General features: G+C 63.3%; 12 protein-coding genes. All 12 read left to right on the forward strand.

Features of this window, described 5'->3' with window-relative positions:
- The first annotated feature begins 43 nt into the window (after positions 1-43).
- The 12 genes from ACKWJN_RS01125 to ACKWJN_RS01180 are packed head-to-tail and all read left to right on the forward strand — an operon-like array spanning position 44 to position 13,130.
- Positions 44-1,246, forward strand: a complete 1,203-nt coding sequence (locus ACKWJN_RS01125; RefSeq protein ID WP_408593729.1) for an ABC transporter substrate-binding protein — start codon at positions 44-46, stop codon at positions 1,244-1,246.
- A 21-nt stretch (positions 1,247-1,267) separates the two neighbouring features.
- Entirely contained in the window at positions 1,268-2,140 is an 873-nt protein-coding gene (locus ACKWJN_RS01130; RefSeq protein WP_408593731.1) for a branched-chain amino acid ABC transporter permease, read from the forward strand.
- Positions 2,137-3,111 (forward strand): branched-chain amino acid ABC transporter permease, encoded by a 975-nt coding sequence (locus ACKWJN_RS01135; RefSeq protein WP_408593733.1) that lies wholly within the window; start codon positions 2,137-2,139, stop codon positions 3,109-3,111. The genes ACKWJN_RS01130 and ACKWJN_RS01135 overlap by 4 nt, the downstream gene beginning before the upstream one ends.
- Positions 3,108-3,860, forward strand: a complete 753-nt coding sequence (locus ACKWJN_RS01140; RefSeq protein ID WP_408593735.1) for an ABC transporter ATP-binding protein — start codon at positions 3,108-3,110, stop codon at positions 3,858-3,860. Before ACKWJN_RS01135 ends, ACKWJN_RS01140 begins: the two co-directional genes overlap by 4 nt.
- Positions 3,857-4,567, forward strand: coding sequence for an ABC transporter ATP-binding protein (locus tag ACKWJN_RS01145; protein WP_408593737.1), 711 nt, complete (start codon positions 3,857-3,859; stop codon positions 4,565-4,567). The genes ACKWJN_RS01140 and ACKWJN_RS01145 overlap by 4 nt, the downstream gene beginning before the upstream one ends.
- A gap of 23 nt (positions 4,568-4,590) precedes the next feature.
- Positions 4,591-5,544, forward strand: a complete 954-nt coding sequence (locus ACKWJN_RS01150; protein WP_408593871.1) for a tripartite tricarboxylate transporter substrate binding protein — start codon at positions 4,591-4,593, stop codon at positions 5,542-5,544.
- A complete protein-coding gene (locus ACKWJN_RS01155; RefSeq protein ID WP_408593739.1) occupies positions 5,541-6,833 on the forward strand; it encodes a 3-isopropylmalate dehydratase large subunit in 1,293 nt (430 codons plus the stop codon). The genes ACKWJN_RS01150 and ACKWJN_RS01155 overlap by 4 nt, the downstream gene beginning before the upstream one ends.
- Positions 6,830-7,321, forward strand: coding sequence for a 3-isopropylmalate dehydratase (locus ACKWJN_RS01160; RefSeq protein WP_408593741.1), 492 nt, complete (start codon positions 6,830-6,832; stop codon positions 7,319-7,321). Before ACKWJN_RS01155 ends, ACKWJN_RS01160 begins: the two co-directional genes overlap by 4 nt.
- Positions 7,314-9,017, forward strand: coding sequence for a hydantoinase B/oxoprolinase family protein (locus ACKWJN_RS01165; protein ID WP_408593743.1), 1,704 nt, complete (start codon positions 7,314-7,316; stop codon positions 9,015-9,017). Before ACKWJN_RS01160 ends, ACKWJN_RS01165 begins: the two co-directional genes overlap by 8 nt.
- A complete protein-coding gene (locus ACKWJN_RS01170; protein ID WP_408593745.1) occupies positions 9,014-11,116 on the forward strand; it encodes a hydantoinase/oxoprolinase family protein in 2,103 nt (700 codons plus the stop codon). The genes ACKWJN_RS01165 and ACKWJN_RS01170 overlap by 4 nt, the downstream gene beginning before the upstream one ends.
- Positions 11,113-11,727 (forward strand): cysteine hydrolase family protein, encoded by a 615-nt coding sequence (locus tag ACKWJN_RS01175; protein ID WP_408593747.1) that lies wholly within the window; start codon positions 11,113-11,115, stop codon positions 11,725-11,727. The genes ACKWJN_RS01170 and ACKWJN_RS01175 overlap by 4 nt, the downstream gene beginning before the upstream one ends.
- Positions 11,724-13,130, forward strand: coding sequence for an FAD-dependent oxidoreductase (locus tag ACKWJN_RS01180; protein ID WP_408593749.1), 1,407 nt, complete (start codon positions 11,724-11,726; stop codon positions 13,128-13,130). Before ACKWJN_RS01175 ends, ACKWJN_RS01180 begins: the two co-directional genes overlap by 4 nt.
- The last annotated feature ends 8 nt before the right edge of the window (positions 13,131-13,138 follow it).

The following is a 13,138-nucleotide window of genomic DNA, read 5'->3' on the forward strand; positions in this document are numbered from 1 at the left end:
GAGTTATCGGCCAACTTTCATTGATTTTTCAAAGGAGCACAGCATGACTTCACGTCGTCAGTTTATGGGTCAGTCGGCAGCCGCAGCTTCGGCTATGGCATTTCCATTGGTGGGTGGCGCGCAGCCCAAGACCGTGAAAGTGGGTGTGTTGCACCCCGTCACCGGTGCGCTGGCCTATTCGGGTCAGCAATGCCGCGAAGGCGTGATGATGGCCATTGACGACATCAACAAAGCCGGTGGCATCAAGTCGCTCGGCGGCGCCAAGATCGAAGCCCTGTTGGGTGACGCACAGTCCACCCCACAAGCGGGTGCGGCGGAAGTTGAAAAAATGAACGAAGCGGGCGTGAGCGCCATCGTCGGTGCGTTTGCCTCGGCCATTTGCCTGGCCACCACACAAGCCGCCGCCAAGTACAACCTGCCCCACGTGGTGGACGTCGGCGTGGCCGACCAAATTGTCGAGCGTGGTTTGAAAAACACCTTCCGCTTTGGCCCAGGCTACAAAAAGTGCGCCGAAGTGGCCGTGGCCAACTTGCACGTGCTCAACACCGCTGCGGGCAAGCCTGCACGCACCGTGATGATCATCCACGAAGAGTCTTTGTTTGGCACCGGCACCGCCAACTTGTTGGCACGTGAGCTGCCCGGCTATGGCTACGACGTGAAAGAAGTCGTCAAGCACGCCAACCCCACACGCGACTTCAACAACATCGTGTTGCGCATGAAGCAGGTCAACCCCGACATCGTGATTCCTGCCAACTACTACAACGAATACGCCTTGTTGGTGCGCACCATGCAGCAACAAAAAGTCACGCCCAAAGCGATTTATTCGGTCTTGGGTGGCGCGGCATCGAGCTACAAATTCGTCAAAGAATTCCCCGAAGCCGCCAACGGCATCATCGACTGCAACCATTGGTTCAACCCACGCGACAAGCGTTCGTTGGAACTCAAAAAACGCGTCGAAGCCAAGGGCTTGTTCTTCAGTTACGAGGTGTTCATGGCCTACACGGCGATGCGTTTGCTGGCCGATGCGATTGAGCACGCCAAGTCCACCGACCGCGCCGCCATCATCGACGCCTTGAACAAGAGCACCTTCTCTGACCACATCATGCCCTACGGCACCACCCAGTTTGTCAACGGTCAAAACATGGGCGCTCAGCCTTTGATGACCCAGGTGGTCAAGGGCGACATCAAGGTGATCATTCCTCGCGACTACCGCGAAGTCGAACCGATCTTCCCCTTGAAAGCTTAAGCCTTCTGCCAAAGCCACGCCATGTTTGATCTGTCCATTTTGTTTGCCTCGGTGCTCAACGGCATCACCACGGGTGCTGTCTACGCGTTGATCGCGTTGGGGCTGACCTTGATCTATGGCGTGCTGCACATCATCAACTTCGCCCATGGGGCGTCGTTGATGGTGGCTTTGTATGGCGTGTATTTTTTGAAAGAAAAACTCGGCATCGACCCCTACTTGGCCCTGCCCATCATGGTGCCCGCCATGTTTGTCTTGGGCTATGTGTTGCAACGCGGGGTCATCAACCGTGCCAGCCATGGCAAAGACGAAAACATTTTGTTGGTCACCCTGGGCCTGTCCATCATTTTGGAAAACCTGGCCCTGTTGTTTTTCAAGTCAGACACCCGCAACATTGAAACCGCCTACACGCTGACCACGGTCAACATCGGTCCGGCCATGATTGCCTTGCCGAAGTTGGTCTCGTTTGTCGGTGCCTTGGTGGTGTCGGCGGTGTTGCTGGCGGTGATGCGCTACACCGACTTGGGCCGCGCCATCCGCGCCGTGGCCAAAGAAAAACACGGTGCCCGTCTGATGGGCATCGATGTGGACCATGTGTACGCCATGTGCTTTGGCATTGGCTTGGCTTGCTTGGGTGCGGCGGCTTGTTTCTTGTTGCCCGCTTATTACGTCAACCCCTTGGTGGGCAGCGGCTTTGTGCTGGTGGCTTTCACCATCGTGGTGTTGGGCGGCATGGGCAGTTTTGTCGGTGCCTTGGTGGGCGGCTTGCTGATTGGCGTGGTCGAGTCCATCGGGGGCTTGTACCTGGGCGAGTCGCTCGGGCAGGTTGGTATTTTTGCCATCTTCATCGCGGTGCTGTTGTTCCGTCCACAAGGTTTGTTTGGAGCACGCGCATGAAAGATGTCCGCGCCATTGCGGTGTTTGTGGTGTTGGTGGGCAGCATTCCGTTTCTGACCGATTCAGGGGTGGTGCTCAACTTTGTGATGATGGCCTTGTACGCCTGCTTGCTCGCGCAGGCCTGGAACGTGCTGGGTGGTTTTGGTGGCCAGTTCTCGTTTGGCCATGCGCTGTTTTTTGGCACCGGGGCCTATGTGCAAGCCATGGCTCAGGTGCATGCGGGGTGGAACCCCTGGCTCACCCTGGTGCTGGCCATGGGCACCAGCGCTGCGGTGGGCTTATTTGTGGGGGCTTTGTCGTTTCGCTATGGCCTCAAGGGCTCGTACTTTGCGTTGGTCACGCTGGCCTTTGCCGAGGTGTTTCGCATCGTCGCGCTGTCGGTGCCCTTCACCGGCGCAGGCGTGGGCTTGATGCTGCCCCTGCGTGAGTCGGTGGGCAATATGCAGTTTGCCTCGCGCGCTGGCTATGTGTGGCTGATTCTGGGCTTGGTGACGGTGGCCTTGTGCTTGACGGCGTGGTTGCGCCACTCACGTTTTGGCGCTTACCTGCAAGCCGTGCGCGACAACGAAGACGCCGCCCGCGCCATTGGCGTCAACCCCTTCTTGGTCAAGCTCTGGGCCACCGTGTTGTCGGGTGCGTTGATGGGCGCAGGCGGCGCGTTTTATGTGCAGGTGTTTCAGTACATCGACCCCGGCTTGGCCTTTGGTCCGCACACCTCGGTCGAGGCCCTGGTGGGTGCCATCGTGGGCGGCATGGGCACGCTGTGGGGCCCGGTGGTGGGCGCCTTGGCCTTGCATGTGTTGGCCGATGTGACGCGCAATTTGTTGGGTCAGTTGCCTGGCATCAACATGGTGGTCTACGGCTGTGTGTTGGTGTTGATCGTCATGTTCTTGCCACGCGGTGTGGGCGGCATTGGCCAGCGTTGGTTCAAGCGCCAAGACAGCGCGTCGCAGAAGAGGGAGGGCGCATGAGCTTGTTGGAAGTCAGCCACGTGTCGCGCGCCTTTGGGGGCTTGCGCGCTGTGCAAGAGGTGAGCCTGCAAGTGCCGGCAGGCAGTTTGACCGCTTTGATTGGCCCCAATGGCGCGGGCAAGACCACGCTGTTTGCGTTGATGTCTGGCTTTTTGGTGCCCGACACGGGCCGCGTCACCTTTGACGGCGTGGACATCACCGGCCGCGCGCCGCACCTCAATGCGGCCTTGGGCTTGACGCGCACGTTTCAAATCGTGCAACCGTTTGCCTCGCAAACCGTGCGCGAAAACATCGCCGTGGGTGCCCACTTGCAACACGCCAAACGCAGCGATGCCTTGCACGCCGCCGAAGCCGTGGCCGAGCGCGTGGGCTTGTACGCCCAACTCGACAAACCTGCCGGTGACCTCACGGTGGCGGGGCGCAAACGCTTGGAGCTGGCCCGTGCCTTGGCCACCCAGCCCAAGCTCTTGCTGCTTGACGAGGTGTTGGCGGGCCTGAACCCGCAAGAAATTCAAGACATGCTCCCCGTGGTGCGTGGCCTGGTGGCTGGTGGCGTGACGGTGCTCATGATTGAGCATGTCATGCAAGCCGTGATGAACCTGGCCGAGCATGTGTGGGTGCTGGCCCAAGGCCAACTCATTGCCCAGGGCGCACCCACCGAGGTGACGCAAAACCCGCAGGTGATCGAGGCCTATCTGGGCCACGGCACGGCGGCGCGTTTGCGCAAAACACAGCAGGAGGCGGTATGAGCGATTTGCTCACGATCCAAGGTCTGCGCGCAGGCTATGGTGCCGTTGAGGTGTTGCGCGGGGTGGACCTGCACATGGCCCCCGGCGAATTGGTGGCTTTGCTCGGCAGCAATGGCGCAGGCAAAACCACGCTCAACTCCGTGGTCTCGGGCCTGGTGCCCACCTGGGCTGGGCGGGTGGTGTTTGATGGCCAAGACCTCACCGGGGCGCATTACCGAAGCGTGGTGCAAGCCGGCTTGATTCAGGTGCCCGAAGGCCGCAAGGTGTTCCCCAATCTCAGCGTGTTGGAGAACTTAGAGCTGGGTGCCTTCACCCGCGCCCGCGCCCGCCGTGCTGAGAACTTGCTGCGTGTGTTTGACACCTTCCCTCGCCTGCGCGAACGCCAGACGCAACTCGCGGGCACCATGAGCGGCGGCGAGCAACAAATGCTGGCCATCGGGCGTGGCCTGATGGCCGAGCCCAAGCTGTTGATCTTGGACGAGCCGTCGCTTGGCCTGTCGCCGCTGTTGGTGGAAGAAATGTTTGCCCTGATCTCGCAGCTGCGTGCGGGGGGCTTGGCCGTGTTGTTGGTCGAACAAAACGTGGGCCAGTCGCTGGAGATTGCCGACCGCGCCTATGTGATGGAGAACGGCCTCATTCGTTTCTCGGGCACGTCGGCTGAGCTCTTGGCCAGCGACACGCTGCGCCAAGCCTATTTGGGCGTGTGAGTTTGCCCATGTCGTGTGTTCGCTTGTTGCGTGTGGGGTGTCTGCTGGCTGGCTTGGCTGCCACTGGCGCGTGGTCCCAAAGTGTCAGCCCCTCGGCGCCTGTGCGCATCTTGGTGGGTGCGCCTGCGGGTGGCAGCACCGACACCATGGCCCGTGCCGTGGCGCAGGCCATGGGCCAGCAACTCGGCCGCACCGTGGTGGTCGAAAACCGGCCCGGTGCCGGTGGCAACTTGGCTGCCGAAGCCGTGGCCCGTGCCGCGCCCGATGGTCAAACCTTGCTGATGAGTTTCACCAGCCACGCCATCAATGCATCGCTGTACCCGCGCTTGCCGTTCGACCCGGTGAAAGACTTCACGCCGCTCACCATGGTGTCCACCTCGCCCTCGGTGTTGGTGGCGCACCCGTCTTTGGCGGCGAACAACGTGGCTGAGTTGGTGGCCTTGGCCAAAGCCAAGCCGGGCCAACTCAATTTCGCGATTGGCGCCTTGGGCTCGTCGCTGCATTTGGCGGGCGAGGCTTTCAAACTCAAAGCGGGTGTTTTCATCGTCAACATTCCGTACCGTGGCACCGCACCTGCGGTGCAAGACGTGTTGGCCGGTCAGGTGGAGTTGATGTTTGCCGCGGTGGGCAATGTGCAGCAACACATTCGCGCGGGCAAGCTCAAAGCCTTGGGGGTCACCAGTCCGCACCGCTTGCCTGTGCTGCCCGATGTGCCCGCCATTGCCGACACCTTGCCGGGCTTTGAGTCCAGCGCTTGGTTTGGTTTATTCGGGCCCGCCAAGATGGCACCCGAGCTGTTGCGCACCTGGAGCGACGCGGCACGTGCGGCGGTGCAAAGCCCAGACGTGCGCCGTCGCATCGAAGCCGAAGGTGCCAGCGCCGTGGGCAACAGCCCGCAAGAATTTGCCCGCTTTGTGGTGGCCGATATCGCGCGCTGGCGCGAGGTGGTGAAGTTTTCTGGAGCCAAACCCGAATGACCCGCATTTCTTCTTCTGCCCAAGCACCCCAAACGCTGGCGCAAAAACTCATCGCCCGTGCGGCGGGCCAAGCGCAGGTGGCGGTGGGCGAGGTGGTGACCTGCCAGGTCGACCTGGCCATGTTCCACGACTCCTCGGGCCCACGGCGCTTGAAGCCCATGCTCGACGACTTGGGTGCCAAGATTTGGGACCCTGCCAAAGTGGTGCTGGTGATGGACCACTACGTGCCGGCGCAAGACGCCGATGCCCAGCGCATTGTGCAAATCGCGCGCGACACCGCCCGCGAGTGGCGCTTGCCGAACGTGATTGATTCAGAGGGCATTTGCCACGTGGTGTTGCCCGAGCGCGGCCATTTGCGCCCCGGCATGTTGTGCGTGGGCGGCGACTCGCATTCGCCCACCGGAGGCGCTTTTGGCACCTACATGTTTGGCATTGGCGCCACCGAAATGTTGGGCGTGGTGGTGACGGGTGAAATTTGGGTGCAAGTGCCCCGCACCTTGCGCATGGGGTGGAGCGGCCAACTGGCGGCGGGCGTGTGCGCCAAAGACATGATGCTGCACATGATTGCCCGCTTTGGCATGAACGGCGGCCAATACCAAGCGGTGGAGTTTGCCGGTGATGCCGTGATGCGCTTGGGCATGCAAGAGCGCATGACCCTCTCCAACATGAGTGCCGAGATGGGCGCGCAAGCCGGCCTGATTGCGGCGGACGACACCACCTGCGACTACCTGCGCAGCGTGGGTGTGGCCGAAGACGCGTTGCAACACGCGCACAGCTGGCACACCGATGCCGGTGCCGACTGCGAAGACTTTGCCTTTGACGCCAGCAGCTTGAGCCCCCAAGTGGCGGCCCCCCACAGCCCGGCCAACACGCGCGCCGTGGGCGACTATGCCGACGTGGCGTTGAACGTGGCCTACATCGGTGCTTGCACCGGGGCCAAGCTGGAAGACTTGCGTGCCGCCGCCCAGGTACTGCGCGGCCACCAGGTGGCCTCGGGCGTGCGCCTGTTGGTAGCCCCCGCCAGCGCCCGCGACCAAGCCCAGGCCGAGCGCGAAGGCGTCATGCAAGTGCTGCGCGATGCGGGAGCCCAGGTGCTGCCCAACAGCTGTGGTGCGTGTGCGGGCTATGGCGCGACCTTTGAAGAAGGGGCCACCGTCATCTCCAGCACGGCACGTAATTTCAAAGGACGCATGGGCCCAGCCAGCGTGCAGGTGTACCTGGCGTCGCCCTGGACGGTGGCGGCCTCGGCCTTGCGTGGGCGCATCAGCGATGTGCGGGAGCTGCTATGACGACAACCTCACGTGTGTGGAAGCTCGGTGCCGATGTGGACACCGATGTGCTGGCCCCGGGCATTTACATGAAAAACGGCATCGACGTCATTGCCCAGCACTGCCTCGAATCGCTGCGCCCCGACTTTGCCGCAGGCGTGCGCCCCGGCGATGTGCTGGTGGCCGGCCCCAACTTTGGCATTGGCTCCTCGCGCGAGCAAGCGGCCGGTGCGCTGGTGCACCTGGGTGTGCGTGCGGTGGTGGCCCCGTCGTTCAGTGGTTTGTTTTTTCGCAACGCGTTCAACCTCGGGCTGCTCTTGCTGACCTGTGCCGAGGCCGAGCAGTTGCAAGAGGGCGATGCGGTCACCCTGGTGAGCGCAGGCGTGCAACGTGCCGACGGCAGCGTGTTGCCTTGCCAGCCGATTCCTGATTTTTTAATGGACATGGTCCATGCCGGAGGTTTGATGAACGTATTGAAACAACGCAGCCAAGGAACACACCATGCGTGAGCACACCGCTGCTGTCACCCTCGACCCCGTCACGCTCGCCGTGCTCAAGGGGCGTTTGGAACAAATCGCCGATGAGATGGACGCCACGCTGTACCGCAGCGCGTTCAACCCCATCATTGCCGAGGCACACGACGCCTGCCATGGCTTGTACGACGCCCAAAGTGGCGACACCTTGGTGCAAGGCAAATCGGGCTTGCCCGTGTTTGTGGGCGCCATGGCGTTTGCCGTGCGTGCTGCGGCGCGCGTGGCGCAAGAGCGCGGCGGCATGGTCGACGGTGACACCTGGTTGTTCAACGACCCCTACGAAGGCGGCACCCACGCCAACGACTTCAAGCTGGTGCGCCCCTTCTTTCGCAACGGCCAGCTGTTTTGCTACTTGGCGTCTGCGGCGCACTGGCATGACGTGGGCGGTGCCGTGCCTGGCAACTACAACCCAGCGGCCACCGAGTGCTGGCAAGAGGCGGTGCAAATTCCACCGGTGCGCATCGTGCGCCAAGGCCAGTTGGATGGCGATGTGCTGGCCATCTTGCGCGCCAACACGCGCTTGCCCGACAGCTTGTGGGGCGACTTGAACGGCCAGCTCTCAGCCCTGGAGCTGGGCGTCAAACGGCTGGATGGGCTGCTCGACGAATACGGCGACGCCGTGGTGTTGCAAGCCATGGGCGAGTTGCGCAAACGTGCCTTGGTGCTGATGCGCGCGCACATTCAAAACCTGCCCGATGGCCGCTACAGCTTTGAAGACGTGCTCGACAACGACGGCGTGAAAGACGAGTTGCTCACCATCGCCTTGGACATGACGGTCCAGGGTGACCGCATGACGCTGGATTTTTCGCGCACCTCGCCGCAGTGCGCAGGCCCCGTGAACATCTCGCGCGCCACCGCTGTGGCGGCTTGCTATGTGGCCCTCAAGCACGTGTTCCCCGACGTGCCCGCCAACGCGGGCGTGTTGGATGCGGTGGACTTTGTGCTGCCCGATGGCTTGGTGATCACCGCCGAGCGCCCACGCCCCGTGGGGGGCTACACCGAAACCATTTTGCGCATGATCGATGTGATCTTCAGCGCCACCGCCTTGGCTGACCCCAACCGCGCCGTGGCCCACGCCTACGGCACCATCAACGCCTTGTCCATCGCCGGGCACCGCACCGATGCCGCGCGCAAAGGCCAGCGCTGGGTGATGTTCAGCTTCTTTGGTGGGGGCCACGGTGGCCACAGCACGGGCGACGGCTTGAGCCACAGCAACGCGCCCATCTCGACCGCCACCATTCCGCCCCTGGAAATTTTGGAAGCCGCTTACCCGGTGCGTTTCACCGAATGGTCATTGCGTGCCAACTCAGGCGGCGACGGCACACACCGCGGTGGCTTGGGTGCGGTGTATGAAATTGAGCTGCTCGAAGAAAGCGCCGAGGCCTTCATTTTTGGCGAGCGTGGCAAAGCGCCACCCAAAGGCATTGCAGGCGGCGGCAACGCCTTGCCCAACGTGTTTTCGTACCAGCACAACGGCCAGTGGTGCCAACCCCCCATGGTCTCCAAGATGCTGGGCATCCAACTCAAAAAAGGCGAGCGCGTGCGTCTGGAAACCCCCGGTGGCGGTGGCTGGGGACCCGCCGCAGGCCGCGACCCCGCCGCGCGTGCACACGACGTGGCCCAAGGCTTCGTCAGCGATTCGACATCCACTTCTTCAAAGGTCAAACCATGAGTACGCAACAGCCTGTCACGCCACACCTGGTGGTGGGTGTCGATGTGGGCGGTACCTTCACCGACTTGTTTGTGCTCGACGAGCGCGATGGCTCGGCCCGCATTGTCAAAGTCCCCTCGACCCGTGGCGAAGAAGCCCGTGGCTTCATGAACGGCGTGGTGCGCGTGAGCGAAGGCAATGCGCCCACGGCCACCGCCAGTGGTTCAGCAGCCGGTGTGGCCTCGACCTTGGCCACCATCGTGCACGGCACCACCGTGGGCACCAACGCGCTGTTGGAGCGCAAGGTGGCCCGCACCGGCATCATCACCACACGCGGCTTTCGTGATGTGTTGGAAATGCGCCGCCGCGACCGGCCCCAAACCTGGGGACTGCGCGGCAGCTTCACCCCCGTGGTGCCGCGTGACCTGCGCCTGGAAGTGGACGAGCGCGTGCTGGCCGATGGCAGCTTGCACACGGCCGTGGACTTGGCCCAAGTGCGCTCCCAAACCCAGGCGCTGTTGGACGCGGGCTGCGAAGCGGTGTGCGTGTTTTTCATCAACGCCTATGCCAACCCCGTCAACGAACAACAAGCCGTGGCCGCTGTGCGCGCCATGTGGCCCAACCCCTATGTGACCTCGGCCAGCGAAGTGCTGCCCGAAATTCGTGAGTTCGAGCGTTGCTCCACCGCCACCTTGAACGCCGCCTTGCAGCCCGTGGTGGGCAGCTACTTGGCCAAGCTCGAAGACGACTTGCGCACCCAGGGCTTCAGCGGCGAGCTGTTGATTGTGCAAAGCAACGGCGGCGTGATGTCACGCGAGACCGCGTGCGATGTGCCTGTGCGCACGGCGCTCTCGGGCCCGGCCGCAGGCGTGATTGCCTGTGCGGCGGTGGCGCGTGCCTCGGGCTACCCCAACGTGATCACGGGCGACATGGGCGGCACCTCGTTTGACGTGTCGCTGGTGGCCGAGGGCGAAGCCTCGCTGGCGGCACAAACCTCGATCGAGTTTGGTCTGGTGGTGCGCTCGCCCATGATTCAAATTGAAACCATCGGTGCCGGTGGCGGCTCGATCGCGTCGGTGGATGCCAGTGGCATGTTGCAAGTCGGCCCCGAGTCGGCCGGCAGCATTCCGGGGCCGGTGTGCTACGGACGTGGCAACACCCGACCCACCGTGACCGACGCCAACGTGGTGTTGGGGCGCATTGCCGCCGACCGTCCTTTGGGCGGTGGCTTGTTGCAAGCGCTCGACGCCCAAGCCGCTGAGCTGGCCATTCAAACCCACGTGGCCACGCCCTTGGGGCTGGAGGTGTTGGCCGCTGCTGAAGCCATGCTCACGGTCGCCAACGCCAAGATGGCGGGTGCCATTCGCGTGGTGTCGATCGAGCGCGGTCACGACCCACGCCAGTTTGCCTACATGCCGTTTGGTGGTGGCGGTGCCTTGCATGTGTGCGCCATGATGCGTGAGGTGGGTGTGACCACCGGCATCGTGCCGCGTTACCCCGGCGTCACCTCGGCCTTGGGCTGCGTGATGGCCGACATGCGCCATGACGCGGTGCAAACCTTGAACAAGGCGCTGCTCGACTTGGACTTGGCGCAACTCAAATCGCGTTTGGCCGACTTGGCCGAGGCTTGCCAAAAACGCCTCGACTCTGCGGGCGTGCGCTTTGAGCGTGTGCAAGAAGTGGTGGCCTTGGACATGCTCTACATGGGCCAGACCCACACCTTGCAAGTGCCCTTGAACGCACAAGACATCAGCCGCGAGAGCATCCAAGCTGCGTTTGAAAAAGCCTATGCCGCGTCGTTTGGCCGTGTGCTCACCGGCATGGCCATTCGTGTGATGAACCTGCGCTACGCCCGCATTGGCGTGCGTCCCAAGTTCGACCTGGCCGTGCTGGCCCCCAAGGGCGCGGGCAGCACCGCGTCGCTGGGCGTGCAGCGCGTGTACCACGCCGGTCAATGGTGGGACGCCCAGCGCTATGCGCGTTTGGACTTGCCCGTGGGTGCCCAAGTGGCCGGCCCGGCCATTTTGGAACAGGCCGACACCACGGTGTGGCTGGAGCCCGGCTTCAGCGCCCGTGTGGACACCTTGGGCAACTTGTTGGTCGAAAGGAACGCCGCATGAGCCTGAGCCACTCCCCCGCCACACCACGCCGCATCGCGTTGGTGGTGGTGGATTTGCAAAACGACTTTCTGGCACCCGAGGGCGCCTACGCTCGCGGCAACACCGTGAGCCCTGAGGCCTTGTTGCTGCCAGCACGGGTGGCACCCGTGGCCGAGGCGGTCAAGCACCACCACGGCATGGTGGTGGCCAGCTTGTTCACCTTGTGGCCCGATGCTGAGGGGCAGCCCATGGTCTCGCCACACCTGCTGGAGCGCCGCCCGTTTTTGCGTGCGGGCGACTTTGCGCCCGGCAGCTGGGGCCAAGCCCATGTGGCGGCCATTGCACCGTGGGTGGATGTGTCGGTGTGCAAGGTGGCGTATTCGGCGTTCTTCAACACCCAACTCGATTGGGTGCTGCGCCGTGCAGGCGTGGACACGGTGGTGGTGTGCGGCATTGTCACCAACGGCGGCGTGGCCAGCACGGTGCGCGATGCCCACATGCGTGACTACCGCACCGTGGTGCTGAGCGACGGCTGCGCCACTTTTTCTGACACGGCCCACCAAGCCGCGCTGACCGACATGGCGTCGGTCGCCGAGGTGATGACCTGCGCCCAATTCTTGGCCACGCTATGAGCCCCACGGTTGAACGCGTGGCCAGCTTCACCGCGCCGGTGCACACGGCGGTGGCCATTGTGGGCGGCGGTGCTTGCGGCCTCACCGCTGCGCTCACCCTGAGCCAACTGGGCGTGGACTGCGTGGTGCTGGAGCGTGATGCCTTGCCCACCGGGTCGACCGCGCTGTCGTCGGGCTTTGTGCCCGCAGCCGCCACCCAAGCGCAGCAGGCGCAAGGCATCAGCGATTCGCCGGCGCTGTTTGCACAAGACATTCAAGCCAAAGCCCATGGCCGTGCGTCGCCGGTGTTGGTGGACGCCTACAGCCGCGCCATTGGTCCTGCTATGGACGCGCTGGCACACCACCACGGTGTGCCGTGGCAGGTGCTCGACACGTTTTTGTACCCCGGCCACAGCGTGCACCGCATGCATGCCGTGCCCGAAAAAACCGGCGCCGGTTTGATGATGCGTTTGCACAATGCCGCTGAAGCGGCGGGCGTGGTGGTGCTGACCGAAGCCCAGGTGAGCACGCTGTATGTGAACCACGCCGACCACCTGCTGGGTCTGGGCTTTGTGCGCCCCGATGGTCAACTGGAGCAACTCAGCTGCGACAGCGTGCTGCTGGCGTGCAACGGCTTTGGGGGCAACGCCGAGTGGGTGAGCCGCTTGTTGCCAGAGATGCGCGACGCGCTGTACGCCGGCCACACCGGCAACGACGGCAGTGCCATCGCTTGGGGCCAACAACTGGGTGCGCAATTGGCCGACCTGGGTGGCTACCAGGGCCACGGCTCATGGGCTGTGCCGCAAGGCGCGTTGATCTCGTGGGCCTTGATGATGGAAGGCGGTGTGCAGGTCAATGCGCTTGGGGCACGTTTTCATGACGAGACCCAGGGCTACTCCGAAGCGGCGGTGCATGTGCTGGCGCAGCCGGGTGGCACGGCGTGGAATGTGTTCGACGACCGCTTGCTCGCTTTTGCCCAAGACTTTCCTGATTTTTGTGACGCACAAGCGGCCGGTGCTGTGCACAGCTTTGCCGATGTGGCGGCGCTGGCGCAACACATTGGTTGCTCGGCAGACACCTTGCGCCACACCTTGGACGCCGTGCATGAGGGCCAAGACCCCGTCACAGGCCGCCACTTCAAGCGCAGCTTGGAAGCGCCGTTTCATGCCATTCGCGTGACGGGGGCTTTGTTCCATACGCAAGGCGGGCTCGACATCAACGCCCAATGCCAAGTGCTGCGCACCGACGGCAGCGCCTTGCCCAACCTGCTGGCCGCAGGCGGCGCGGCGCGCGGTGTGTCGGGCGATGCGGTTTGGGGCTATTTGTCGGGCAATGGGCTGCTCAGCGCCATCGCGGGCGGTTTCATTGCGGCACACACCGCTGCCAACATGGCGGCACAGACCGCCACACACACCCAAGCTTGAGAGGGAGA

The organism is Limnohabitans sp. (assembly GCF_046052825.1).
Classification (GTDB): Bacteria; Pseudomonadota; Gammaproteobacteria; order Burkholderiales; family Burkholderiaceae_C; genus Limnohabitans.